Source organism: Pseudomonas sp. FP2338, from assembly GCF_030687515.1.
GTDB classification, from domain to species: domain Bacteria; phylum Pseudomonadota; class Gammaproteobacteria; order Pseudomonadales; family Pseudomonadaceae; genus Aquipseudomonas; species Aquipseudomonas salomonii.
Genome location: NZ_CP117436.1, coordinates 5,450,034 through 5,475,769, shown reverse-complemented (window position 1 = coordinate 5,475,769; position 25,736 = coordinate 5,450,034). Strand labels below are relative to the sequence as shown.

Below are 25,736 nucleotides of genomic sequence, written 5' to 3'. Positions count from 1 at the left end.
GCCCCTTCATAGCGTTTCTCTCACGTCCATTTCCGTACATTCACGAATCATAAAAAGGCGCAGTTAACCAGTGCCGGTAAGGCGACTCCAGCCTTCCCCCGAACATTCCAGGTACAGACGCTGTCGAGCGCGGTTTTCTCTGGATTGATCTGGATAACTTTGCAGCCCGCCCGGCTCGCCTCTTTTGGAAGCCGAGCGGCAGGGTGAACATTGCCCGAGGTGCCCACCACGATGAGCAGATCGGATGAACTGGTTGATTTAAATGCCCTATCTAGCATGCCCTCAGGCAACAGCTCGTTGAACCATACGACGCCTGGCCTGACCTTACCTGCGCATGTCTGGCACTGGGGTGGCGACAAACGCCCGTCCCCCCCAGGCACCTCAGACAGGCTGTCCACCAACGAGAACGGGCTCGCGCACTCGAAGCACCGCGGATGGTGAAGACTGCCGTGAAGATGCTGCACATCGGTGCTTCCGGCACGCTCATGCAGATCGTCGACGTTCTGGGTAAACAATGTAAGTTGCGGGACACGGCGAGCAAGCTCGGAGATGGCCACATGAGCGGCATTAGGCCGCGCCGCAAGAACCTGCGCGCGCCGCCACTCGTACCAGCCCCACACCAAGGCAGGATCGCGCCGGAACGCTTCGGGCGTGGCAAGCTTCTCGGCGTCGAAATTCGCCCAAAGCCCGGTCAGTGCATCGCGGAACGTCGGAATACCGCTTTCAGCGGATACACCCGCACCTGTCAACACGGTGATCTTTTGCGCACCTTGCAGTGCGGTGATCAATATGGGATCAAAATTGGTGAAGTCCATGGCACCTTTCTGACGGCCTACTCAACGTGACCAGCACGTGGTGCTAACCGAATCAGTCCTTAGGATGAGCGGGGCTCGAGACCTGACAATCCGAAACCAGAACGATCCCGGCTCCCAAAATTCCAGAGCAGAATGTTACGTGCAATCACTAAATAAAAAAGCCCCTTAGGTTGTGTACGAAAGGTTCTTAAACGCAGGTTCGGCAAGGCGAAAACCGGCGAGGAAGCGGACTGGGCCCGCTCTCGGGTTGACTGGTTGCCAGTGAGCTTTCCGACCGGGTCGCGTCCGACCTGGCGCGCGATCGAGCCTGTTTTCAACGGGGCATGGGTGAACTCGGATGCATTTCGTACTGAGCCTAGAGCTTACAGCGACGAGTTGGATCATTGGGCACATTCCCGCCCGCGACTGTTCAGCCCTGCGGTCGACCTGAAACGCCAGCCAACTGTGCCCATGAGGCTCAAGCAAGTATCGAAGCGGCGAAATGAAATAAAGCCAGCGATTGGGAGCAGATGACGCAACAGATTCGTGCTTTGAGCGCACGCCATCATTCCTGACATATCACGCATCCGAAGGCTCCGACCTCCGTACAGGCAGCAAAGAAAGACGACAGTAACCAATAGAGCTGGACGAAGTAGGGGCTGGCGGTGTGACCCGCTTTGATGTCCTCAAAAGCTTGCTCAACTGCGGCCTTGCTCAGGGATGAGGTAACGATGGCCACCCGTTTGAAGGTGTGAGGGGCATTCCTGCAGAACTCCACTGCAGTTCGAGAATCTGCGGTTGTGCCTCGGCATGTGCGATGAATGCCTGTTTTTACCCTGTTGTTGGTATAAAGCCGATTCCATCGCGCGAATTTCTTGGTCATGGCCGGTACGGGCAAATTGAGGTTGCCCAGGTTTTTGATAGCCTGGCTGACAGAAACGTGGAACGCGCTCGCGCCGAGAGTCAACTCCCCGTGCTTGGCATGGTAGAAGGTGATTCTTGGAGAGGCTGGATCCGTTCGGAAGCCAATGAAATCAGCCCATTCGTCACCAAGATCATCGCAGACCATAACATCGTCTTCGGGCGCGACCGTCGATAGTACTGCGCCGAACGTGGAGTCAAGATCGAACGTATGATGGACAGCGGTAAAGGCACCTTTCTCGTCCGTGACAGTAGCCAGCTCTGCATTGCCGAAGAGGTAGCCCAGGAACTGATTGCCACCGTTCACCAAGGAGTCGTCCTGGTAAAGGTTGCCGTCCAGATAGGCAAAGCGAGGCTGGTCGAATAGGACAATGTACGTGTCTTCCTTGTCGATGAACTGCTTAAGCAGAACGCGACCTTCGTCCGCTCCTAGAGCGAACTGTGTGTCCTCGACATAGACATTGGCGAGCAGAGGTAGCGTGAGGCGTTTCAAGGCGATTCGCGTTTTGTTGATCGCGAGTTCGCCCACTTCGGCGCCTGTTGCAAGCTGGGACACGAGCAGTTTGCCGGCGGCGTTTTTGGCAACTCCCAAGACGTCTGTCAGCTCTGCGAGTATCGGATCGACTTCAACTTTTGGCAGCTCTCGATAGCCACCTCCGTCCCGCTTGACCAAACGAATAACTTTGTCGTCAAAGATGGCCTGTCCGAGGATGGCGGTATCAACCGCAAATTGGGTAGGGCTAGCCGTCAGATCCGATAGCTCCAGCGGTCGCGCGAAAGCTGCCAGAAAAGGGGAGGACGATGGCCTTCCAGGTCGAGGGTGCAGGCGGTCAATGATACTGCAGGCATAGTCCACCAGTTCCAGGTAGCCAGCACGATCCGCTCGAAGTGAAATCCGGCCGGTTCGCGGTGTTGTTGAGAAGTGCTCGTCCGCCTCTGTGAAGCTGTAACCCAGCGGGGCAAATCGAGCCGAGGAGGCCATGCCCACGTTATTCTGGAGGTTCTCGCCCTCAAGTGTCTTGCTGCGCAATGCAAAGCGGGACAACGTCATATGGCGCAGCCGAACCCGGGCAAATACTGAATCCTTGCTAGTGAGTCCACGGTCAACATCTTGGGAGCTGATGCGCTGCAGGTGCCGCTTGGTGAAATCTGCGGGGACGTCGATCTGGGATTTGAAAATGGCGACGTAATCACGGTGCTCGACGATCAGCAAATATCCGGTTACTCGGTCGATCACGTCGTCAGCGTCAGGTAGGAAAGCTGGTGTCTTGTCGAATTGAAAGCATAGTGCAGACCAGATTGATGCCCCGTGGGCCTGCCGTATGAAAGAGAATAGGTTGTTCGAGGGAGATGTGTGAGCACATCTGATCGCCCGGAACAACGCCGTGATTGCGCCCATTGTGATCGGAGCTTTTCGGCGATAGAAGTAGCAGGATTTGCTGGCTTGAAGCTCATCGATCATGTCCGTTTCCCTACGGCAAGGGGTAAAACGTGGAGTCCATCAACTCGATGAGGGTAGCCCAATGCCACTAAGGCTGTATAGATGGATACGCTTTAACAGGGAATGGCTGCTTGCGAGCAATCATAGGCTGACATGAAGGACTGCTAATGGTCGTTTGATGGTGCGTTGATGTATGGCTGCTAGCTAAAGGCGCTGCCTTCTGTTAGCTATGCAGCCACCGCCCCCATGCGCAACGGAAATCCCATGGCTTTCAATCCAACAAAAGCATTCGAAAGGCTCAATAGGTTCAAGTACCTGCCGTTTACGGAGGGGAGCCTAAAAATGATCACCGAGGGGACTCTGAAATTCACATGCCCGTTGGAGTTTAACGACCCGTTCGACTGCATGCCTGCGTACAACACGACGAGCATTGAGAATATCCACATTACTAGGCCCGATCTCATTCAAGCAGTGGCACGGTTTCATGGGGTTTCATTAGAAAGCGCTCGCGAGCTAGGAATTGCAAATGCTCGAAAGGGTGTGGATTCCGGTGAATTTGTTAAAGGGCTGATCTCCAACTTGGGGGTGGTTTCGCTCAGTAGGGCCGCTACAAATTTGCTCATGTGGTCGCACTATGCTGAACATCACAAGGGATTCGTCGTTGAGTTAGAAATTCCTATGGGTGCCCCTTCGCATCTATTGGAGCAGGTTATGCCTTTCCCTGTTGTGTACAAACAAGCTAGACCTGTCGTGGACTGGGCTACCGGTTGTGATATAGACCAATATTTTCTGACGAAGAGCGAGGACTGGGCCTATGAGCAGGAGGAGCGAATCCTCACGACTTGGCAAGGCCCAGGCATCCACCCTTACTCGCGGCAGCATTTTTTAAAATCTGTGATAGCCGGGGGCAAAATGCACCCTGAGTATTTTCAGCTCCTTGAGACCGCTGTAAACCAAGCTAGCCAGGAAATCGGAAGGGACATTCCGCTCTACAAGGCCGAGCTCGCGAAGGATAAGTACAAGGTCTACGTACCCGGCCATCCAAGCCCGGATATCTGCCAGTCGTAGTGCATCCATGACCGCATGCTTAGTTTGCGGGTCATCTCGTAAGCAGGGTGTCATACCGTATGGTTTCGCCGCTCGATGCTTGCTATCGTCACGGCCAGCGGAGGTAGCGTCTTAGCGTGGTATTCACATGTTCTGCTGTGGATAGCTAGACCAGATGTAGAAACCTCGGATCATCTTTGAAAGTTCATGAAGGGATGTATGAAGAAGATTTTGATGGACAACGTTGAGGGCCTCGGCCAGATAGCGAATGCTGGCGATTGCAGGCTGGCGGTTCTTGGTCTCTACAGGATAGCCATGCAGCATGCGTGCGTATCTTTAGCTGAGTGGTTGGTAAACGAAGGCACTAAAAATTCCCATAAAGTTCTTTCTCAGAGTGATCTGGAATTTTCTGATTTCGCCACCGCTGCCGATGGAAGCTTCATCAACATATTATCCGAGCTGTTGTTGATGGCTGAAAATATCGGCTGGACTTCTATCGGGAGAAAATATTGGGAGCTAGTTGATACTCCGGCAAATCTGCTTCCGTTAATTGGGGCCAAAAAAACACGTATTGATACCATTCTCTCGAAGTTTGTCCGGGAACGGAACGATGGAGGTGAGGGGCATGGGCTCGCTGGTAACTATGATAAAGCCGCCGATATCGAGCTTCTTAGGCTCCTGATTGACAAGCTATCACCTTTTTTACCGCGAGCTGATGTAACCACTGACAAACTTTATATCCCTTCAGCCGCTTCCGCTAAGCCGGTTGAAATGGGCACGCTTCGTCTACGTAACGGGCGACCCTTGGTATATAGAAAAATTCTAAAAGTCGAGGGTGGGCGATTACTGGTTGATGCTCAGGTTCTTAAGTCGCCTACAGAAAAAGAAGTTTTCAAGTATGAAACGGCGAGTCGATTGCTGGAGCTCGCAGGTAAGAAAGATGCTGAATATGAGATATGTGAAACCAGTTGGTGTGATGATTGGTCTCCACTAACTTATATTCCAAGCAGGCTAAGCTCTAAAGATGATTTTACCGGCAGAAGAACCGAGCTCCAATTGCTTGCTGATTGGGCGGATAATGATGATTATCGTATGTGCCAAGTATGGGGCGATGGAGGAATTGGTAAAACTACCCTAGTGGTAGAGTTTTTACATCGTATGCTCGAAAAAGATTTGGTGCGTTGGAAGCCGCAACTGATTACGTTCTATACCGCTAAAAAAACTCGATGGGGGCTCGGTGGGTTGGAGCATATTACAACTCAAGAGCTGGGTGTCGCGGATGCGGCGGTGACTATCGCTAGAATGTTGAGCACGGATAGTTTAGATAGAGGCTGGTACGAAAAAGACGCCAAAGGAACTATCGATAAGTTGGCGACCCTGCAAGGTACATGGGGTGTGGATAGAAACTCGCATCTAATAATTTTAGATAACACTGAAACAATGGCGGAGAACGAGGAAGATCTACAGGCGCTTAATGAGCAAATAAAATATTTGGCCCGGAAAGTTGGGCGTGTCGTAATTACAAGCCGCCGCCGAGAGTCAATTCCTGCTGAGTTAGTACGGGCTGGTTTTTGGTCTGACGACGAGGGGGGGGAATATTTGAATAAGCGTGGAGTGAAACTGGGCTGTCAGCCTATTATTAGTGCTGGTGATTCCACGCTGCGTAGGTTCAGTCGGGACCTGGGAAATAAACCGATTGTTCTTGAGGTGTTTGCTCAGGCGGCAACTGTGCAGGTGGGGGGGCTAGATAGTGCATACGAAACAGTTCAGCGCATGCAGCGTCAGGACCTTGGGCAGTTTTTGTTTGAAGACGCATGGGCGCGTATATCCCCCAATATGCGTTATGTCCTTCTTCTGATGACCAGAATTAGCCAGACTCATGACGAGTACTCTATGCAGCTTTGTTGTCAGCGCGCTAATGTGACTTTGATGGCTGCTACCGAGGCGTTAGAGGAAAGTAAGGGTATTGCCACCATTGCAAGGTTTGGTATGGGATTGCAGCTAACCTTCAATCCTGAGTTCTTTCAGTTTTGTAAGCAACGACTCGAACCTATCGGGGAGCAGATGGTTCCTACTGATGAGGACGTTACCACCGTCAAGAAAAGGTACGGCGATTTCATCAAGAGTTCGACCTCTCATATCAAGGATAAGCATATGCTTGCTTATCGTACCCCTTATGCTAAGGCTGCTTGGGCATTTTTTCATGAGGGTAACAAGGAGGAGTGTATTCGATTTTATGACCTTGCAATAAAAGTCGACAGCGAAAATGGTTGGTTATATGACCGCTATGCCTACTCGCTTTTTTCTTTTAGATCTTATCCTGAAGCACTCAGCATATCACGCAAAGCGACGTCGTTGATTCCGGAGGACCCAACTGCATGGTTCACCAGGGGGCTTATTGAATCTCGAAGTGGGGACTGTCCCGCTGCGCTAGTTTCTTACCAAAACGCTGCTCTAAAAGGTCAGCCTGAGCACTTATGCCATTTGCAGAGTGCTGCGGCGTGGCTTTCAAATACTACGCCAGATTTGGGTAGTGCTAGAAGGAGTTTGGAGCGGGCAAGAAAAACAGTTCCGCAGGACAAGTTTTTCATAAAATTTATGTCGGAGTTTAAGCGAGTTGAATTCAAGCTTCAGGACGCTTTGGATAAAGCTGAAAGGCCTAGCTAGGGTTTTTTGAAGACTCGTAGTTAGGTCGAGACGAGATTTTTTCTGCACCACCTCTGACGTGGGGTGGTTTTTTGGTATGCGGGGAATCCATGGGAGTGCTGCCAATTTATGTTTTCAAGAATAGTTTTAGTGCTCTTTTGGGAGCAATTAGTGAGGGTGAGCTTCACTATCAAATTCGTGAAACTCGATCAGCTGCACCCCTTGCTTCATCAGGAGTCATTGAACTTCTGCTCTCGCCAGGAGTTTGGGCTGCGGTGGCGGCAGTCTTGGTCGCCTTCATGCACCGCCGACGCGGGTGCAAGGTGATTATTACAACAAAAGAAAAAACGATTATTCATGCGGAGGGGCTTACACAAGCTGAGCTAGAGAAGGTTTTATCTCTCGCCCAAAGAATCACTATCGCTGAAGCCCGGTCAACTGATGTGCCCGATTTTTGAAGCTGGCGATTAGATAAATTTCCAGAAAGTCAGACTTTGCCTATTAGGGGTGGAAATGGATTTTACAGTAATCGATGTGGAAACAGCGAACCCCAATCTTGCAAGCATATGTCAGGTGGGAGTGGCGGTATTTCGGAGTGGAAAGCTTCATGAATCATGGAGTTCGCTAGTTAACCCGAATGACTATTTTCATCATATAAATGTTTCAGTGCACGGAATTGATGAAAGTATGGTTCTCTCTGCCCCGTCCTGGGCAGAGGTTTATCATCAGATTCTACCCTTCGTTACTGGTCAAATCGTAGCAAGCCATATGCCGTTCGATAGAACTGCCACTCTACGCGCCTGTCATAGTGCAGGCTTGGAGCATTTCGACTGTACATGGTTGGATACTGCGAGAGTGGCCAGGCGCGCTTGGAGCGAGTTTTCAAGGTTTGGCTACGGCCTGAAGAACTTAGCCGCAAATTTTGGTATTTCTTTTGAGCACCATGATGCTGCGGAGGATGCACGTGCAGCGGGGGAAATATTGCTTCGAGCAGTTGCCGATACAGGGTCTACTCCTGCGGAGTGGTGCTCGCTTGTGCAGCTACCACTCTCGCCCTTGGCTAAGCTCACTGAAACCGCAATCGATCAGGATGGGGTCTTGGGTGGTAACTTTGTAGTATTCACCGGAGCGCTGTCTATACCTCGTCGTGAGGCCTCTCAGATGGCTGCTGCTGGCGGCTGCGAGGTGGGCAATACTGTGACGAAGCAAACCACGTTATTGGTGGTGGGTGACCAGGACATCAGCCGACTAGCTGGAAAGGATAAGAGCTCAAAGCATGTGAAGGCTGAAGAGCTGATTGCCAAAGGGCAGAAAATCCGGATCTTGGGAGAGAGCGACTTTCAGGCTCTTCTCCAGTCGGTTTAGATCAGGGAAACGTACTTGGCTTGATCAGGGGTAAAGGTCACGGTCATTTTGGTTTTCGTGCAAGTTAGGACTCGCTCAGTTGCGAGATCGACATCCAGGTCTTCGCCCCGGAGACCTTGCCACTGCGCCAGATACTTGAGCGATCCGAATTTTTCCACCTTGAGCAGTTTACGACTTACACCACCTTTCCAGCCGAGTACTGGAAGCTCGCCATTGATGCATTGTGTGGCGAGCTCAGGGACTTCTTCAGCGCGCTTCCGGCCAACCTCCCAACACTTGATCAAACCTTGATCTACGCTGCTCCAAATTTCCTGATGTTGTAGCGCGGCCCTAAGCGGCTCAGTGATCTTCCGTTTAATGATCATGTTATTTTGCTCCTTGATCCTAAGTGGCCTGGCCCGCTCGTTCGAGCTGCGCGCATGTAATTTAGCTAGGGGTGCTATCTGAAGGGCCGGGGCCAATCGAGCGGCAAGTTTATGCTGGGAACGGTCAAACGGGCATTGCTGTTCAAACTCTCTAGCTGTCTCTGATAGGCAGGGGTATTTCTTTCTGTGAGCAGCGATGCTTTTGGAGAGGATGTCCCCAAATCGATCAACGAAATTCACCTGATAGCTGATGAGCCTTTCGATTGCTAGCGACGTGGGTAGATATCCAAGGGCGTGGAGTTTTTGTTCCAGCGTGGCACCAGCATCATAGTGTTTTCCGGATATTGTTTGGGGTGCATGGCCGGTAATCGCGTCGACGGTATCCTCATGAATGTACCCATCGCGCTTGCTGTTACCCAGGTTTGTTTCAAGGGTATGCCTGAACGAGTAAAGGCTTTTACCATCATGAGGCACGTGAACGCCAATAGAGACTAAATAGCCTTTTGGTTTCTCATTGAAGAACTTGCCCGCAGTCTTGGCCCAACCCTCCTTGTTGTGATCCGTGCCATCGTCCCGTGAGCGTAGGTAGGTAAGCCCATCTCCGAAAAGTTTCTTCTGCTGGGCACGGCGCTGGCTCTCGACGTACTCGAGAAAACCCAACTCAATCAAGCGTGGGTGAATCGGAACCTGTCTAGCTTCGTCGGTCTTAATCCGTTTTGCTTCCGGTGCCTTCGGATCGTCAGCGCAGAAGTCGAAGCATGAATAGCCGTCGATAAACTTGATGTCGGCGGTATCGAGCCGCGCGATTTCATTTGTACATGCACCTGTGAAGTAGCCAACCAATGGCATCCAGAACCAGAATGGGTAAGCCTTAGTCCGATCTGATGGAACTGTGCCTTGGTAAATGAAACCAGAAAAAATAGCGTCTACATCAGACGATGAGAATGGAACGCCATCACGACTACGATCATTTTGCCTCTTCTGTACAGGCTTGATGATCAGGTCGTCTACTCTGGTTGAGGTCAAATCTAGGTGCCTGGCATGGTTCTGTATCTGCTTCATCGATGCGAGGAGGGAGCTCACTCGCTCGTGCCCAGTCATTTGCTCAGGGTCGTCTGTTAGGAATTCGTCGAGTGGCGTTGGTGACGGCCGCTATGGAGGCATCAGCAACGCTTCGCATCTTCCGTGCAGCGTCGTAGGCTGCTTGCCAATCGCGTTTACTCAGTTGAGTTACAGGCTTGTGTTCTGTCAGGACAGTCATCACTCGGGCGCGTCGTTCTCGCTCTTCTTGCGTGCCGCCATGATTAGCCTGGCCGCCTTTCGATGACTTGTCCGCTTTATCACGCTTTAGTTGGTGCTGCCAAACTTCATACAAAGTCCATTCCGCCATAGCAGAATCATGCTTTAGCGGTGACTCGACCGCTTCAAGGACTCTCTGATTGCATTGAGCGGCGTTTAGCTTGCGTAGTACCACCTCATTTCGAAGCTTCGGCAGAACAGCTCTCAGCTCGGTTGGCATGTACGGACGAGAAAGTTCTAGCAACTGCTGCGCCAGCGATTCTTGCTCGCTTGGGATTGGTCGCCCATACGCTCCCGTCAGCAGGCGCTCGACCTCCCGTCTTCATTGCCTAGCCTCAATTTCGTCGTTCGAAAGGATCGGTTCAACGGGTTTGTCTGCGCTCGTCGGGTTGGAAAAATCCGGCATCAGATCCAGCAGTTCGGTGTAGTCGTCCTCTGAAAAACCCAGTTCGTCCCGCTCTATCACGTTCGTCACTCTGTCAAAGGCTGCTTGGTAGCGAGCAGCATACTGCCGCGCCCGTCGGCGGGCCAACGTTAGGCTATCTGTTTTGAGGGTCCGTCTGATTTCACGTCGTCCGCGCAGGAGAGAGCGCAGGTGCTGAGGGATAACGATAAGGAAGTAGAAGGTTCCGTGGCGGTTGAGGGTCAGATAAGAAGGATTGCGCTGCATGGTAGGCACCGGAAATGCCTCACCTGAATGTCACACCTCAGTGGCGCACTAGCCGAAAACGCTAGCTCCAGACAGCACAACGCCCCACGAATGGGGCGCTGTGTAAGGATTTTGGTGGAGCCGGGGGGATTTGAACCCCCGTCCGCCAGTACTCCGCTGTCGGTACTACATGCGTAGCCGTTTCTATTAAGTTAACCCTCAGCGACCCGAAGGGCAGGGTGCTTTGGGCGAGTTGTGTAAGTTTTAGCCGCTTCGTCCACAACGTACTGCACGGCGATTCTGTTCTATATGACAATCACTTTGGGTTTACAGACATCCCCTGGTGATTGCTGGACCCGAAGGTACCAGAAGCTCAGGGCTAAGGCTGCTTACGCAGCGAGAGCGAATTCCTGGCCGTAGTTTTCGTCATTGGCAACTATAAGAAGTTGCAACAGTGGATTTACGAGTTCTGTTACCAACTCGGCATGCACCTAAAGTTTCGCGACCGGCGTCGAATCCTAAACGGCCCCTTGCTTGTAACTCGTTGTTTCTTAGTGAGTGACAAGCCTGTGCAGTGTACGCCAAACCGTCACGGAAGGCCAACCCGAAGGTTGGCCCTCAGCGAGTGAACCGCTTATTGGCCGCCTTTGTCGCCGTTCTGCAGATCTTGCAGGGCCTTGGAGGTGATCTCGATGCATTTTTTGTCATCGCCAGCGGCGTGCGCGGCTTTGGCCTGGGACACGGCGGTGTCGATTTCGCCCTTTTTGCCACTGGTGTCGGTGGCGAGCAGGGCTTGGCCGTTGTTGATTTTATCCAGGTTGATTTTGCACAGGTCCGTCTCGCCGGCAGCAAAAACAGGCGAGGCCAACATTGCGGCGGTGATGAACAAGCCAGCAAGAGCAGTACGCTTCATGGGGTATCTCCTTGAGCAAATAAGGCTCGATGCTGCGCCGAGGCGGGGCAGCCAGCGAGGTCACGGGTGAGCCTCGTTCGCCGAGGCCTATTCAAATGACTGCGCCGGCACGCAGGGGTTCTGTTTTATTTGCAGGTTTCATGGGCGCGGGCCTGGGTGACGCGGTCCACGAGGTACACCAGGCCGTGGTAATCAATGCCGCCATGCTGGCTCAGGCCGATCTCGCAGGTGCGGCTGGTGGAAATGCCTTCGCTGCACTGTTGTACCGCGTCCTTGAGCGAGCGCAGTGAGTGGGCGTTGAGTTCCGGGGTGGTGAAGCCTTTGTCGCCGGCGAAGCCACAGCAGTGAATGCCTTCCGGGATCACCACGGTGGTGGCGCAGCGCCGCGCAAGGTCGATCAAGGCCTGGCTTTCGCCCAGATGCTGGGTGCTGCAGGTGACATGCACGGCGATGGGGGCTTGCTGTGGCGTGAAGTCGAGGCGGTCCATCAGGTGGGTGCGGATAAAACGCACCGGGTCGTAGAGGTCCAAGCGGGTTTCGCCGAGGTCTTGCACCAGCCGCAGGGTGCAGGGGCTGGTGTCGCAGTAGATCGGGTCGAGGCCGCCACGGCTGGCGTGGAGCAGGGCGCCGATCAGTTCCTGGCGCTTGTGCTCGGCTTGTTCGGCGTAGCCTTTGGAGGCGAACGGCTGACCGCAGCACAGGCTGTCCTGGTTGTCGGGGAACACGACTTGGTAACCGGCTTTTTCCAGCAGGCCGCGGGTTTTGTCGTACAGCGACATTTGTTCTTTATCGTCGGCTGATGGGCCCATGGCGCGTGAGACGCAGGCGGCCAGGTAAACCACGCGCGGGCGCTCGTCAGTTACTGCCGGGCTGAAGCGGATGGCTTTTTCCGGCTGCGGCATGGCGTTGGTCCACTGCGGGATCTGCCCTTTGGACAGCTGTGTGATTTTGGCCGAGAGCTTCGCCAGGCGGGGCGCGCCCAGCAGCATGCGCGCGCCATTGGCAACATGCAGGGTAAAGCGTGCACCTTGCATGGCCGTGGCGAAATGGCTGGCCAGCCAGTCGGCGGTTTTCGTACGGTCGGCGTCGCGGGCACGCAGCTTTTTCACCAGGTCGCCGGTATTGATTCCCACCGGGCAGCGTTGCGCGCACAAGCCGGTGGCGGCGCAGGTGTCGATGCCTTGGTAGTGGTAGGCGGCTTCCAGTTCGGTGGTGTCGACGCCTGCGCGTCTCTTCGCCTGGATATCGCGCCAGATCACGATGCGCTGGCGCGGGCTGAGCGTCAGGCCTTTGGAAGGGCACACTGGCTCACAGAAGCCACACTCGATGCACTTATCCACAAGCTCGTCGGCGGCGGGTAGCGGTTTAAGGTGCTTGAGGTGGATTTGCGGGTCTTCGCTCAGCACCACGTCGGGGTTGAGAATGCCATTGGGGTCGAGCAGGCGTTTAAGTTGCCACATCAACTGGTAGGCATCGCTGCCCCATTCCAGTTCGACGAAGGGCGCCATATTACGGCCGGTACCGTGTTCGGCTTTCAGCGAACCGCCGAACTCCACCGCCACAAGCTGTGCGACGTCGTCCATGAACGCCTGGTAGCGTGCGACTTCTTCCGCGCTGTTGAAGCCTTGGGTGAAGACAAAGTGCAGATTGCCTTCCAGGGCGTGTCCGAAAAGGATGGCTTCGTCGTAGTGATGTTTGTCGAACAGCTCGATCAAGCGGTTTACGCCGATAGCCAGTTGCTCGACCGGGAAGGTCACGTCTTCGATGATCACCGTGGTGCCGGTTTTACGCACGGCGCCGACGGCTGGGAAAGTGTCTTTGCGGATGGCCCACAGGCGAGCGTTTTCCAGCGGGTCTTGGGTGAAGTCGACCTGTTTTTCCACGGGGAAGGCGGCCAGGGACGCCATGATCAGCGCCAGTTGTTCCTGGAGTAATGAAGGTGATGCGGCCCGTGATTCGATCAATAGCGCGCAGGCGTTTTCCGATAACTGCTGTACGAAAGTCGGCATGCCCGGTTTGTCCTGCACCGAGCGCATGCTGCGTCGGTCCAGCAGTTCAACGGCGGAGACGGGTTGGGTTTTGAGCACCGTCACGGCATTGCAGCAGGTTTCCACGTCCGGGAACACAATCAGCGCTGAGGCCTTGTTCGGGTGGTCGATCACCGTGTCGTAGGTTACTGCGCTGATAAAACCCAGGGTGCCTTCGGAGCCCACCAGCAGATGGCTGAGGATATCCAGGGGCTCATCGAAATCCACCAAGGCGTTGAGTGACAGGCCGGTGGTGTTTTTCAGACGGTATTTGTGGCGGATTTTTGCAGCCAGTTCGGCGTTTGCCCGCGTTTCCCGGCCCAACGTGGCCAAGTGCTCCAGCAACTCGCCATGCTGTCGGCGAAAGGCGCTGACACTGGCTGCGTCTTCGGTATCCAGGCGGCTGCCGTCAGCCAGTACCAGGCGGATGCCGGCCAGGGTGTGATAGGTGTTTTGCGCGGTGCCGCAGCACATGCCGCTGGCATTGTTGGCGACGATGCCGCCGATCTTGCAGGCGTTGATCGAGGCCGGGTCCGGGCCGATCTTGCGCCCAAACGGCGCCAGCCACGCATTGGCCTGGGCGCCGATTACGCCAGGCTGCAGGCGAATTTGCGTGCCTTGGCCGCGAATCTCGCGGCCATTCCAATTGTCCCCCAACACGATCAGCACCGAGTCGCTGATGGCCTGGCCGGACAGGCTGGTGCCCGCTGCGCGGAAGGTCACGGGGACGCGGTCGCGCTGGGCCAAGTGCAGCAGCGCCACGACTTCATCTTCCGACTCCACGCGAACCACCAGCTGTGGGATCAGTCGGTAAAAGCTGGCGTCAGTGCCGAAGGCGAGGGTGGAAAGAGGGTCGTCGAAGCGACGATCTTTCGGGATCAGTTGTGCGACGTCGCTCAGGAAAGCAGCAGGCAGGCTCATCGGTCCTCCAGAAATAGCTGACGCCGGAACCGTTGTCCGGCGTCGATTCTTACCCTACTTACGTGCAGGCTTTTAGTGCACCAGCATACCGGTGAACCAGTAGGCCTGCGCCAGCGTGATCAGCCCGACGATGGTGGCAAAAAACAGGCTGTGCTTGAGGGTAAAGCGGAACAGGTCGGACTCTTTGCCCACCAGGCCGGTGGCGGCGCAGGCCACGGCGATCGACTGTGGCGAGATCATCTTGCCGGTCACGCCGCCGCTGGTGTTCGCTGCCACCAGCAAGGTGTCGTTGACGCCGATCTGATGCGCCGTGGTGGCTTGCAGCGAGCTGAACAGGGCGTTGGACGAGGTGTCGGAGCCTGTCAGGAATACCCCCAGCCAGCCGAGGAACGGCGAGAAGAACGGGAACGCAGCGCCGGTGCCGGCCAATACCAAAGCCATGGTCGAGGACATGCCGGAGTAGTTGGTGACGAAGGCGAACGCCAACACCATGCCAATCGACAGGATCGGCCAGCGCAGTTCGTAGAAGGTCTCTTTTAAAGTGGTAAGACCAGTCTTGAGGTTGATTTTCAGCACCAGCATCGAAATCAGTGCCGAGAAGAAAATCGCGGTGCCAGTGGCTGAAATCGGGTCCAGCTTGAACACGGCCGGAATCGCTGTGGGGTTGGTGACGATCGGGGCGACCTTGATCACCAATTGATCCAGGTGCGGGATCGCGAAGTTGAACACCCAGCTGTACATCGAGCCGCCGGCGGCGAACATCGCCTTGAACGGCTTGAGCGTCCAGATAGTGACCAGCACGGTGAGGATCAGGAACGGCGACCAGGCTTTGAAAATCTGCCCCAGGCTGTAAGGCGAGGCGACGGTTTGGCGTGGTTGACCGAAGCCGCCTGCGCTGGCGGTGACCGCTGCGGCGGAGGTGGCGCCGGCAATTTGTGCGCCGGCGCTGCGTTTGGGCTGCCAGACTTTCAGGAACAGGGTCAGCGCTACCAGGCTGGCCAGGGCTGAGGTGATGTCCGGCAGCTCCGGGCCGATGAAGTTGGAGGTGAAGTATTGGGTGACGGCAAAACTCAGGCCCGCGACCAGTGCGGCTGGCCAGGTTTCGCGAACGCCGCGCAGGCCGTCCATCATGAACACCAGCCAGAACGGCACAAACAGCGACAGCAGCGGCAACTGGCGGCCGGCCATGGCGCCGATCTTGAACGAGTCAATACCGGTGACTTGCCCGGCGACGATAATCGGAATACCCAGCGCACCGAATGCTACGGGCGCGGTGTTGGCGATCAGGCACAGGCCGGCGGCGTACAGCGGGTTGAACCCCAGGCCGACCAGCAGCGCGGCGGTAATCGCCACGGGGGCGCCGAAACCGGCCGCACCTTCGAGGAAGGCACCGAAGCAGAAACCAATCAACAGCACCTGCAAGCGCTGGTCATCGGTAATCGACAGGACCGAGCTGCGGATGATTTCAAACTGCCCGCTCTTGACCGTCAGTTTGTAGAGGAATACGGCGGCGACGATGATCCAGGCGATGGGCCACAGGCCGTAGGCAAACCCATAACCGGCGGCGGCCAAGGCCATGTCTACCGGCATCTGGAACGCAAAAATGGCCACCAGGATCGACAACGCCAGGGTGATGCTGCCTGCCACGTGGCCTTTGAGGCGGAACACCGCCAGTGCCAGGAAGAAAAATACGATCGGGATAACGGCGGCCAGTGCGGACAGGCCGAGGCTGCCGAGTGGGCTGTAGAGCTGTTGCCAGGTTTGCATAATGGGGTGGCCCCTGATTGTTGTTGTTTGGTCAGATTGGCTAATTGGTAATACCAATTTACAGTCGCTGTTGGCTAGAGTAAAAGCCTTGGCAGGGGTGTGTCAATTTGCCGCCCACGAAACTTTGGTCGTAGCGGTGTGGGTGAGGTGTTCTGGTTGGGTGAATCGAAGGCGTTCTGATAGGTGCCGCAAGCGCGGCGATAGGCGAGAATAGAGGGCCTGGCGAGTGGTCGGGTTTGTGGAGAGTGAGTTATGGGGTTTGATCAGGTGCGTCAGCGCCGTTTGTCTGACGATATTGTCGAGCAGCTTGAGGGCATGATCCTCGAGGGCACGCTCAAGTCGGGCGAACGCTTGCCAGCCGAGCGCGCTTTGGCTGAACAGTTTGGCGTGTCGCGGCCTTCGCTGCGGGAGGCGATCCAGAAGCTCGCGGCCAAGGGGTTGTTGGTCAGCCGTCAGGGCGGCGGTAACTATGTGGCGGATTCTCTGGGTTCGACCTTCAGTGATCCGCTGCTGCACCTGCTGGAAAATAACCCGGAGGCTCAGCGGGATTTGCTGGAGTTTCGTCAGACCCTGGAAGCGTCCTGCGCTTACTACGCCGCATTGCGTGCTACTGAGGTCGACCGCGAGCGGCTGACTGCAGCGTTTGAGGCGCTACAGGATTGCTACACCCGCGCCGATGAAGTCAGCCGGCTGGAAGAGGGTGCGGCGGATGCACGGTTTCACTTGGCCATCGCTGAAGCCAGCCATAACGCTGTGTTGCTGCACACCATTCGTGGCCTGTTCGATTTGCTCAAGCGCAACGTGGTGACCAATATCGGTGGCATGTACCAGCAGCGCACAGAAACCCGTGACATGTTGATCAGCCAGCATCGGGATTTGTATTTGGCGATTATCGAAGGGCGCGCCGAGCAGGCGCGGGACGTCTCAACACGTCACCTGCTGTATGTACAGGAAGTGTTGGAGGAGGTGCGTCAGGAGGTCCAGCGCGTGGCTCGGGCGGAGCGACGTAAAGGGATGTAGCCCGCGTGGGGCTACACCGTTACAAGGATTACTCTTCCTTGCCCTTGTTGCGCACGGCGCGATGCAACTCACGGTTGGAGTCGCGCTCACGCTCGGTATCGCGCTTGTCGTATTCCTTCTTGCCCTTGCCCAGCGCGATCTCGCACTTGACCAGGTGCTTGCTCCAGTACCAGGACAGGCAGATGCAGGCATAGCCTTTCTGCTGTACGGCAGCCGCGAGCTTTTCCAGTTCGCGGGCGTTGAGCAACAGCTTGCGCGTGCGCACCGGGTCGGCAATCACGTGGGTGCTCGCGGTGGTCAGCGGGGTGATATGACTGCCCAGCAGCCATGCCTCGCCATCTTTGAGCAATACGTAGCTGTCGACCAGTTGCAGCTTGCTGGCGCGCAGACTTTTTACTTCCCAGCCGGCCAGGACCAGACCAGCCTCGAACCGATGTTCGATGAAGTAATCGTGTCGCGCCTTTTTATTTTGCGCGATGGTCCCTGTGGGGTGTTTCTTTTGTTTAGCCATAGGGGCGGCATTATAGGGAGTTGCGAGCGTGTCGGCTACGGTCAACCTGCGTGCTTGAGCGTGTTGGACGAATCCCGGACAATACCGGCAGTTCTCTGGTTTTTTTCTCTCGCGGATCGGGCTGTTCTTTCGCGATGTTTGCCTCAAGCAGTGGAAGTAACGCTCACATGACGACGCATATTCAACGTTCGGCTTTATTGCCTTATCCGGCGCAGGCGCTCTATGACCTGGTCAATGACGTAGCGCGTTACCCGGAATTCCTGCCTTGGTGCTCAACCGCCGACGTGCTGGAAAGCAGTGATGAGCATATGGTTGCCAGTGTCGGGGTGGCAAAGGGCGGGCTTAGCCAGCATTTTGTAACGCGTAATGTGTTGGTGCCGGGCAAATCCATTGAGATGAACCTGCAGGAAGGGCCGTTCACCCAGCTGCATGGGGTATGGGTATTCAAGGCGCTGACCGACAAGGCCTGCAAGATCAGCCTGGACCTGTCCTTTGATTACGCCGGCCCGATTGTGCGGGCGACCTTGGGGCCTTTGTTTAACCAGGCGGCCAACACCCTGGTGGATGCGTTTTGCCAGCGGGCCAAACAACTGCATGGTTGAGATTGAAGTGGTGTACGCCGCTGAGGCTCGCCAGGTCTTGCTGGCGGTGACGGTGCCTGCGGGTACTAGTCTGAGGGCTGCAGTGCTGGCGTCGGGGATTGCTGAGCAATTTCCAGGCTTGGTATTGGCGGATTGCCCGCTGGGCATATTTGGCAAAGTGGTCGCCGATGCGCACGTGCGTGTTGTGCAGCCAGGTGATCGAATCGAGATTTACCGGCCCTTGCTGGCAGACCCCAAGGAAGTGCGCAGGCTGCGTGCGGCCAAGGCGACCTTGGCGCGGCAACAGAATCCATAAGGCTGCCAATCGGCAGGCAATAAAAAGCCCGGCATGCCGGGCTTTTTATCGAGCGCCGCAAAATTACTGCGGGCTGGTGTCCAGAGGCTGTGGCGTCGGGACAGGAACGGTCTGCACGCCGTCGACGTCCTTCTGGATCTGATCCAACAAGGAGCCAGGCTTGGCCGGCACTTCGGACTTAGGCTTCTCTGCTTCCTGCGCTGGCGCAGTCACATTGGTGCCGTTGTCCTTGCCGAGCAAGGCTTCATCACGGCTTACGCCGGGCATGAAGTCACCGGACAGGCTCACAAGCTGGTCATTGCCATTAAAGATGACACTGACGCGTTCCTGCTGGCGCTCACCGCCACCTGGCTGGATGCTATAGAGATAATCCCAGCGATCGGCATGAAAAGTGTCGGTCAGCAGGGGGTTGCCCATAATAAACCGTACTTGCCGTCGGGTCATTCCCGGGCGTAACTGGTCTATCATGTCCTGCGTGACGACATTGCCCTGCTGGATGTCGATTTTGTAAACCCCGGGGAATGAACAACCGGCGAGTGCGAGCAGTCCCACAAGGGTGAAACTGGTTAGCAAGAGCTTGGTGTTTTGCATCGGTGGGCGACTTCCACTATCTTGGCTGGGACAACGTAAACGCCGATCATACCCGTATTAAGAGAAGCTGCGAAGCAGCATCCGCGAGAAAGCTAACCATGGTTGAAAATAGCGAACTACGCAAAGCCGGTCTTAAAGTGACTCTGCCACGAGTCAAGATTCTACAAATGCTCGATTCTGCTGAGCAGCGCCACATGAGTGCCGAGGATGTTTACAAGGCGCTGATGGAGTCTAACGAGGACGTTGGCCTGGCCACGGTTTACCGTGTGCTGACCCAGTTTGAAGCCGCAGGGCTGGTGGTTCGTCATAATTTCGACGGCGGTCATGCAGTGTTCGAATTGGCTGACGGTGGTCATCACGATCACATGGTTGACCTGGATACCAATGAGGTTATCGAGTTCACCAGCCCGGAAATCGAGAAGCTCCAGCACCAGATCGCTGAGCAGCATGGATTCGATTTGGTGGACCATAATCTGGTCCTGTACATCCGTAAGAAAAAGTAAAAATCGACACAGATTTGCTCTGTGAAACGATAGAAGGCGACCCCAGGGTCGCCTTCGTGCTTTCTATAAGAGAGAAAATAGAGCGAAAAAAGCTCGAGTCAGGCCTTGGCAGCCACCACCATCTTCTTCGCGTGGGCCAGGGACTCTTTCGTCAGGTCGATACCGCCCAACATCCTCGCGACTTCTTCTACCCGCTCCGATTTGTTCAGTTTGGACACGGCCGTATGTGTTGCATCACTGCCGCGCACTTTGTGCACAAATAGATGCTGATGCCCTTGGGCGGCCACTTGCGGCAAGTGAGTCACGGTGAGTACCTGGCCACGCTCGCCGAGGCGGCGCAGCAGTTGGCCGACAATCTCCGCCGTCGGCCCGCCAATACCCACGTCCACTTCATCGAATACCAAGGTGGGTACGCGTGAGGTCTGGGCGGTAATCACCTGGATTGCCAGGCTGATCCGCGACAGCTCACCGCCGGACGCCACTTTCGCCAGTGCCTTGAGCGGTTGGCCAGGGTTGGCGCTGACCAGCAGCTCCACCTGTTCCAGGCCATGGGGTTGCAGCTCGTTGCTGGTGTTGGCGTGCAGCTCAATGGTGAAGCGCCCGCCGGGCATGCCCAGTCGCTGAATTTCCTGCTCCACGGCACTGGCCAGGCTGGTAGCGGCTTGCTGGCGCAGGTCGCTGAGTTCGCGAGCCTTTTCCTGGTAGTGGCGGGCGAAGGAGGCGAGTTCATCGCCCAGCCGTTCAATCGACTCGTCGTTGGCGTTGAGGGTTTCGATCTCATCCAGCAACTTTTGCTGCATCGTCGCCACTTCGGTCGGCTGAATACGGTGTTTGCGCGCCAGGGTATAGATAGTGTCCAGGCGCTCTTCGATTTCTTGCAGGCGCGCCGGGTCGGCGTCGAAGTGATCGAGGAAGCGATTCAGTTCGCCAACGGCTTCTTCTACCTGGATCTGCGCACTGGTCAGCAGGGTGGTGGCCTCGCTCAAGGAGCCCGACCCGCTGTTCACGCTCGATAGGCGATTGAGGCTGGCGGTCAGTGCATTCAGTACATTGCCCGAATCACTTTCGCTGCATTGCTCTACCACCTGCCGGCAGATACCCAGCAGGGTTTCGGCGTTGGTCAGGTTCTTGTGTTCCTGCTCCAGTTGCTCCAGCTCGGTTTCGCCAAGGCCCAGGCTTTCCAGCTCTTCAAGCTGATAGCTGAGCAGTTGATGGCGAGCACGTTGTTCGTCGCCGGAATTGGAGAGTCGCTCCAGCTCCTGGCGGGTTTGCCTCCAGCGCTGGGCGGCAAGCTGCACCTGGCGCGCCAGGTCGGTGGCGCCGGCGTATTCGTCGAGCAGGCGGCGATGAGTGTCGGTTTTCAGCAGGGACTGGTGTTCGTGCTGGCTGTGGATATCGATCAGCAACTCGCCCAGTGCCTTTAAATCGCCAAGCGGGCAGGGTGTGCCATTGATGTAGCCGCGTGAACGACCTTCTGCGGTGATAACTCGGCGCAGGATGCACGGGCCTTCATTATTAAGGTCGCGCTCGGCCAGCCAGGCCTCGGCTTCGGGAATATCGGCCAGGTCGAATGTGGCGAGAATGTCGGCCTTGTCTGCGCCGGGGCGTACCACGCCACTGTCGGCGCGGTCGCCCAGGGTCAGGCCCAGGGCGTCGAGCATGATCGATTTGCCGGCGCCGGTTTCGCCTGTGATTACGCTCATCCCGCGATCCAGTTCGAGGTCCAGGTGTTCAACGATGGCGTAGTTATGTACGGACAGGTGCACCAGCATGACGGCCGCTCCCAAGCTTTAGGTCTGGTTATTTATACAGTGTTTTATTCAGGGCTGACAATCCTGATGCTTAGCTCAATTTGCTTGAGTGGACGTATTTTTTAGCGCAAAGCGCAATGACGCTGCCGGAATTGATCCAGGGCAACTGAAAGACTTTTGGTAACGCCTGCGCCCTTGAACCTGAAAATTGTGGCCCCATATACCGGAACAGAAGCGCGAGTTGAGTTCGCGCATGATTTTGAAAGGAGAAATCTATGGCTGACGAACAGACGCAGGATACGCAAACTCCAGACGCCAATTCGGCTGCCGGGGATGAACTGGCGACTCGTGTGCAAGTGCTAGAAGAGCAATTGGCCGCTGCGCAGGATCAATCTTTGCGTGTTGCCGCCGATCTGCAGAACGTCCGCCGCCGTGCCGAGCAGGATGTCGAAAAGGCTCACAAATTCGCGCTGGAAAAATTCGCCAACGACCTGCTGCCGATTATCGACAGCCTGGAGCGTGGCCTTGAGTTGTCCAACCCGGACGACGAAAACATCCGTCCGATGCGCGAAGGGATCGAGCTGACCCTGAAAATGTTCCAGGACACCCTGAAGCGTTATCAGTTGGAAGCCATCGATCCACAAGGCGGTGAGCCGTTCAATGCTGAGCATCACCAAGCCATGGCCATGCAGGAAAGCCATGACCTGGAGCCCAACAGCGTATTGAAAGTGTTCCAGAAAGGTTATGTGCTGAACGGTCGTTTGCTGCGCCCGGCGATGGTGGTGGTGAGCAAGGCTCCTGCACCCGTTGCACCTTCTATTGATGAGCAGGCTTGAAATCAGTCGTAACGGCCCCATCTATAAGTCAAGCGTTTAAGTGCTACCGCAGTTAGCCACCACTGCTGCGGCAACCAAATTAAAGTTTCGGGAGAGTAAATCATGGGCAAAATTATCGGTATCGACCTGGGGACTACCAACTCCTGCGTCTCCGTGCTGGAAAACGGCGTTGCTAAAGTTATCGAAAACGCCGAAGGCGCGCGTACCACGCCGTCGATCATTGCTTACGCCAACGACGGTGAAATCCTCGTCGGTCAATCGGCCAAGCGCCAGGCTGTGACCAACCCGCACAACACTCTGTACGCGGTTAAGCGTCTGATCGGTCGTAAGTTCGACGAAGAAGTCGTACAGAAAGACATCAAGATGGTCCCTTACAAAATCGCCAAGGCTGACAACGGTGACGCCTGGGTTGAAGTAAACGGCCAGAAAATGTCGCCGCCGCAAATCTCGGCTGAAATCTTGAAAAAGATGAAGAAAACCGCCGAAGACTACCTCGGTGAGACCGTGACTGAAGCGGTGATCACCGTTCCGGCCTACTTCAACGACAGCCAGCGTCAGGCGACCAAAGACGCCGGCCGCATCGCTGGCCTGGACGTAAAACGTATCATCAACGAACCAACCGCAGCCGCTCTGGCCTACGGTATGGACAAGGCCAAGGGCGACCACACCGTGATCGTTTATGACCTGGGCGGTGGTACTTTCGACGTCTCCGTTATCGAGATCGCTGAAGTTGACGGCGAGCACCAGTTCGAAGTGTTGGCCACCAACGGCGACACCTTCCTGGGTGGTGAAGACTTTGACATTCGTCTGATCGACTACCTCGTTGACGAATTCAAGAAAGAAAGCGGCATGAACCTTAAGGGTGACCCGCTGGCAATGCAGCGCCTGAAAGAAGCCGCTGAAAAAGCCAAGATCGAGCTGTCTTCCGCTCAGTCGACCGATGTGAACCTGCCGTACATCACTGCAGACGCCACTGGTCCTAAGCACTTGAACGTGAAGATCTCGCGTTCCAAGCTGGAAGCGCTGGTTGAAGACCTGGTTCAACGCACCATCGAGCCTTGCCGCATCGCGCTGAAAGACTCCGGTATCGACGTTGGCTCGATCAACGACGTGATCCTGGTTGGCGGTCAGACCCGTATGCCACTGGTTCAGAAGCTGGTCACCGAGTTCTTCGGTAAAGAAGCACGTAAAGACGTGAACCCGGACGAAGCGGTTGCCATGGGTGCTGCGATCCAAGGTGCGGTACTGGCCGGCGACGTGAAAGACGTGCTGCTGCTGGACGTCAGCCCGCTGACCCTGGGTATCGAAACCATGGGTGGCGTGATGACCGCGCTGATCGAGAAAAACACCACGATTCCTACCAAGAAATCGCAAGTGTTCTCGACGGCCGACGACAATCAGGGCGCTGTGACCATTCACGTGCTGCAAGGTGAGCGTAAGCAAGCCGCTCAGAACAAGTCCCTGGGCAAGTTCGACCTGGCCGAGATTCCACCAGCACCACGTGGCGTGCCGCAAATTGAAGTGACCTTCGACATCGATGCCAACGGTATCCTGCACGTAGGTGCCAAAGACAAGGCGACCGGTAAAGAGCAGAAGATCACCATCAAGGCCAACTCCGGTCTGTCTGATGAAGAAATTCAACAGATGATTCGTGATGCTGAAACCAATGCCGAGGCTGACAAGAAGTTTGAAGAGCTGGCCGCTGCCCGTAACCAGGGTGATGCACTGGTTCACTCGACACGCAAAATGATCTCCGAAGCGGGCGACAAAGTGACCGCCGAAGAGAAAACAGCGATCGAGGCTGCTCTGGTTGCCCTGGAAGCCGCCGTTAAAGGCGACGACAAGGCTGCCATCGAAGCCAAGGTTGAGGAGCTGTCGAAAGTCTCCGCACCGGTTGCCCAGAAAATGTACGCCGAGCAAGGCCAGCCGGCAGAAGGCGCTGCACAGCACGCAGAGCCTGAAGCCAAGCACGACGATGTTGTCGATGCCGAGTTCGAAGAAGTCAAAGACCAGAAGTAAGTTGGTCGCCCGGTTGACCGCTATCAAGCGGTGACTGGTAGGATGTCGCCGCGCGGGAGCTTGCTCCCGCGTTGGCGTGTCTGGGGTATGCGAATTTTTACAGCATGCGACAAGGTTCGGATGCTGGCGGTGTGATCGGGAATGCTCCTGCTTTCCGAGCAGTAAATACCGCATCTTTGGCCGGGTCCCTGGCTAAAAAGTAGTTATGACCAGGATCGTTGAATTGACGTGAGTTGGGTCCGGGCCTGTATTGGGGCTCAACGAGTTTGGCAAGGCTCAGGAGGGCCGGGCTGGACGTCCTTAAGAGTGCAAAGACTTATGGCAAAGCGTGACTATTACGAAGTGTTGGGTGTGGAGCGCAGCTCCAGCGAGGCGGACCTGAAAAAGGCTTACCGTCGCCTGGCGATGAAGCACCACCCGGACCGTAATCCGGATAGCAAAGAATCCGAAGAGATGTTCAAAGAGGCCAATGAGGCCTACGAATGCTTGTCTGATCCCAATAAGCGCGCGGCCTACGACCAGTATGGCCATGCCGGTGTCGACCCGAGCATGGGCGGCGGCGGTGCCGGTTTTGGTGGTCAGAACTTCTCCGATATTTTCGGCGATGTGTTCAGTGACTTCTTTGGCGGCGGCCGTGGCGGTCAGCGCGGCGGTGCCCAGCGCGGCAGCGATTTGCGCTACACGCTGGAGCTGAACCTGGAAGAGGCTGTGCGCGGCACCACGGTCAATATCCGTGTGCCGACGCTGGTCAATTGCAAGCCGTGCGACGGTTCGGGGGCCAAGAAGGGTTCCTCGCCGATCACCTGCCCAACCTGTGGCGGTATTGGCCAGGTACGCATGCAACAGGGCTTCTTCTCGGTGCAGCAGACCTGCCCGCGCTGCCATGGCCAGGGCAAGATCATTTCCGACCCGTGCGACTCCTGCCATGGCGAAGGCCGTGTCGAAGAGTACAAGACCCTTTCGGTGAAAGTGCCGGCGGGTGTTGATACCGGTGACCGTATTCGCCTGTCGGGCGAAGGCGAGGCGGGCACTCAAGGTGGCCCGACGGGCGACCTGTACGTGGTGATCAATGTGCGTGAGCACTCGATCTTCCAGCGTGATGGCAAGCACCTGTTCTGTGAAGTGCCGATCAGCTTTGTCGATGCGGCATTGGGTGGCGAGCTGGAAATTCCGACCCTTGATGGTCGGGTCAAGCTCAAGATCCCGGAAGGCACTCAGACCGGCAAGCAGTTCCGCATTCGTGGCAAAGGTGTTGCGCCGGTGCGCGGTGGCGGTGCTGGCGACTTGATGTGCCGTGTGGCGGTAGAGACGCCCGTCAACCTCGGCCGTCGTCAGCGTGAACTGCTTGAGGAGTTCCGCAGCTCGTTGGAAGGCGATGACTCCCATTCGCCGAAAACCACCGGCTTCTTCGATGGCGTGAAGCGCTTCTTCGGCGACTTGTAAGGACGTGAAT

21 protein-coding genes and 1 other RNA gene are annotated in these 25,736 nt (G+C 55.9%); 11 read left to right on the top strand and 11 right to left on the bottom strand.

Annotation, left to right across the window (positions count from 1 at the left end; all coding sequences use genetic code 11):
• Window positions 1-47: 47 nt before the first annotated feature.
• Window positions 48-815: an NAD-dependent deacylase gene (locus PSH96_RS24765; protein WP_305455769.1), complete on the bottom strand. Its 768-nt coding sequence runs from the start codon at window positions 813-815 to the stop codon at window positions 48-50.
• A gap of 544 nt (window positions 816-1,359) precedes the next feature.
• A complete protein-coding gene (locus tag PSH96_RS24760) occupies window positions 1,360-3,177 on the bottom strand; it encodes a hypothetical protein (protein WP_305455767.1) in 1,818 nt (605 codons plus the stop codon).
• Window positions 3,178-3,420: 243 nt separating this feature from the next.
• Here PSH96_RS24760 and PSH96_RS24755 point away from each other — a divergent pair, with 243 nt between their 5' ends.
• The 4 genes from PSH96_RS24755 (at window position 3,421) to PSH96_RS24740 (ending at window position 8,214) form a co-directional block, all read left to right on the top strand.
• The gene (locus PSH96_RS24755; protein ID WP_305455765.1) at window positions 3,421-4,224 is read left to right on the top strand and encodes a DUF2971 domain-containing protein; all 804 of its coding nucleotides are present in this window, start codon (window positions 3,421-3,423) and stop codon (window positions 4,222-4,224) included.
• Between the two features lie 198 nt (window positions 4,225-4,422).
• A complete protein-coding gene (locus PSH96_RS24750) occupies window positions 4,423-6,870 on the top strand; it encodes a hypothetical protein (RefSeq protein ID WP_305455763.1) in 2,448 nt (815 codons plus the stop codon).
• Between the two features lie 89 nt (window positions 6,871-6,959).
• The gene (locus PSH96_RS24745) at window positions 6,960-7,307 is read left to right on the top strand and encodes a hypothetical protein (RefSeq protein ID WP_305455761.1); all 348 of its coding nucleotides are present in this window, start codon (window positions 6,960-6,962) and stop codon (window positions 7,305-7,307) included.
• A gap of 55 nt (window positions 7,308-7,362) precedes the next feature.
• Entirely contained in the window at window positions 7,363-8,214 is an 852-nt protein-coding gene (locus tag PSH96_RS24740; RefSeq protein WP_305455759.1) for an exonuclease domain-containing protein, read from the top strand.
• Here PSH96_RS24740 and PSH96_RS24735 read toward each other — a convergent pair.
• The 6 genes from PSH96_RS24735 to PSH96_RS24710 all read right to left on the bottom strand — a co-directional run bounded on the left by PSH96_RS24735 (window position 8,211) and on the right by PSH96_RS24710 (window position 16,155).
• Window positions 8,211-8,579, bottom strand: coding sequence for a hypothetical protein (locus tag PSH96_RS24735; protein WP_305460169.1), 369 nt, complete (start codon window positions 8,577-8,579; stop codon window positions 8,211-8,213). The two genes, PSH96_RS24740 and PSH96_RS24735, sit on opposite strands and share 4 nt — an antisense overlap.
• A 1,621-nt stretch (window positions 8,580-10,200) precedes the next feature.
• Window positions 10,201-10,548, bottom strand: coding sequence for a DUF6538 domain-containing protein (locus PSH96_RS24730; protein ID WP_305455757.1), 348 nt, complete (start codon window positions 10,546-10,548; stop codon window positions 10,201-10,203).
• Window positions 10,549-10,660: 112 nt separating this feature from the next.
• Window positions 10,661-11,057, bottom strand: a transfer-messenger RNA (tmRNA) gene (ssrA, locus tag PSH96_RS24725).
• Between the two features lie 104 nt (window positions 11,058-11,161).
• On the bottom strand, window positions 11,162-11,440 hold the full coding sequence (locus PSH96_RS24720; RefSeq protein WP_056858266.1) for a hypothetical protein: 279 nt from the start codon (window positions 11,438-11,440) through the stop codon (window positions 11,162-11,164).
• A gap of 125 nt (window positions 11,441-11,565) precedes the next feature.
• Window positions 11,566-14,388, bottom strand: a complete 2,823-nt coding sequence (locus PSH96_RS24715) for an FAD-binding and (Fe-S)-binding domain-containing protein (RefSeq protein WP_305455754.1) — start codon at window positions 14,386-14,388, stop codon at window positions 11,566-11,568.
• A 72-nt stretch (window positions 14,389-14,460) separates the two neighbouring features.
• On the bottom strand, window positions 14,461-16,155 hold the full coding sequence (locus PSH96_RS24710) for a lactate permease LctP family transporter (RefSeq protein WP_017139270.1): 1,695 nt from the start codon (window positions 16,153-16,155) through the stop codon (window positions 14,461-14,463).
• A 252-nt stretch (window positions 16,156-16,407) separates the two neighbouring features.
• Here PSH96_RS24710 and PSH96_RS24705 point away from each other — a divergent pair, with 252 nt between their 5' ends.
• Window positions 16,408-17,175, top strand: coding sequence for a GntR family transcriptional regulator (locus PSH96_RS24705; protein ID WP_056858269.1), 768 nt, complete (start codon window positions 16,408-16,410; stop codon window positions 17,173-17,175).
• A gap of 28 nt (window positions 17,176-17,203) precedes the next feature.
• Here the strand turns inward: PSH96_RS24705 and smpB are convergent, their stop codons facing one another.
• On the bottom strand, window positions 17,204-17,686 hold the full coding sequence (gene smpB / locus PSH96_RS24700) for an SsrA-binding protein SmpB (protein WP_003176160.1): 483 nt from the start codon (window positions 17,684-17,686) through the stop codon (window positions 17,204-17,206).
• A gap of 167 nt (window positions 17,687-17,853) precedes the next feature.
• Between smpB and PSH96_RS24695 the strand changes: the two genes are divergently transcribed.
• Both PSH96_RS24695 and PSH96_RS24690 read left to right on the top strand, forming a co-directional pair.
• On the top strand, window positions 17,854-18,288 hold the full coding sequence (locus tag PSH96_RS24695) for a type II toxin-antitoxin system RatA family toxin (RefSeq protein ID WP_056858270.1): 435 nt from the start codon (window positions 17,854-17,856) through the stop codon (window positions 18,286-18,288).
• Window positions 18,281-18,583 carry an RnfH family protein gene (locus PSH96_RS24690; protein WP_305455750.1) on the top strand — a complete coding sequence of 101 codons (303 nt, stop codon included), beginning with the start codon at window positions 18,281-18,283 and terminating at the stop codon, window positions 18,581-18,583. Before PSH96_RS24695 ends, PSH96_RS24690 begins: the two co-directional genes overlap by 8 nt.
• A gap of 63 nt (window positions 18,584-18,646) precedes the next feature.
• Here PSH96_RS24690 and PSH96_RS24685 read toward each other — a convergent pair whose 3' ends face one another.
• The gene (locus tag PSH96_RS24685) at window positions 18,647-19,174 is read right to left on the bottom strand and encodes an outer membrane protein assembly factor BamE (RefSeq protein ID WP_017139267.1); all 528 of its coding nucleotides are present in this window, start codon (window positions 19,172-19,174) and stop codon (window positions 18,647-18,649) included.
• Between the two features lie 98 nt (window positions 19,175-19,272).
• Between PSH96_RS24685 and fur the strand changes: the two genes are divergently transcribed.
• A complete protein-coding gene (fur, locus tag PSH96_RS24680; RefSeq protein ID WP_017139266.1) occupies window positions 19,273-19,677 on the top strand; it encodes a ferric iron uptake transcriptional regulator in 405 nt (134 codons plus the stop codon).
• A 98-nt stretch (window positions 19,678-19,775) separates the two neighbouring features.
• Here the strand turns inward: fur and recN are convergent, their stop codons facing one another.
• The gene (recN, locus tag PSH96_RS24675) at window positions 19,776-21,449 is read right to left on the bottom strand and encodes a DNA repair protein RecN (RefSeq protein WP_017139265.1); all 1,674 of its coding nucleotides are present in this window, start codon (window positions 21,447-21,449) and stop codon (window positions 19,776-19,778) included.
• A 254-nt stretch (window positions 21,450-21,703) separates the two neighbouring features.
• Between recN and grpE the strand changes: the two genes are divergently transcribed.
• The 3 genes from grpE (at window position 21,704) to dnaJ (ending at window position 25,726) form a co-directional block, all read left to right on the top strand.
• Entirely contained in the window at window positions 21,704-22,264 is a 561-nt protein-coding gene (gene grpE / locus PSH96_RS24670; RefSeq protein WP_099487057.1) for a nucleotide exchange factor GrpE, read from the top strand.
• 102 nt (window positions 22,265-22,366) lie between these two features.
• On the top strand, window positions 22,367-24,283 hold the full coding sequence (dnaK, locus tag PSH96_RS24665; protein ID WP_305455747.1) for a molecular chaperone DnaK: 1,917 nt from the start codon (window positions 22,367-22,369) through the stop codon (window positions 24,281-24,283).
• A 318-nt stretch (window positions 24,284-24,601) separates the two neighbouring features.
• Entirely contained in the window at window positions 24,602-25,726 is a 1,125-nt protein-coding gene (dnaJ, locus tag PSH96_RS24660) for a molecular chaperone DnaJ (RefSeq protein WP_138813803.1), read from the top strand.
• Window positions 25,727-25,736 lie beyond the last annotated feature (10 nt).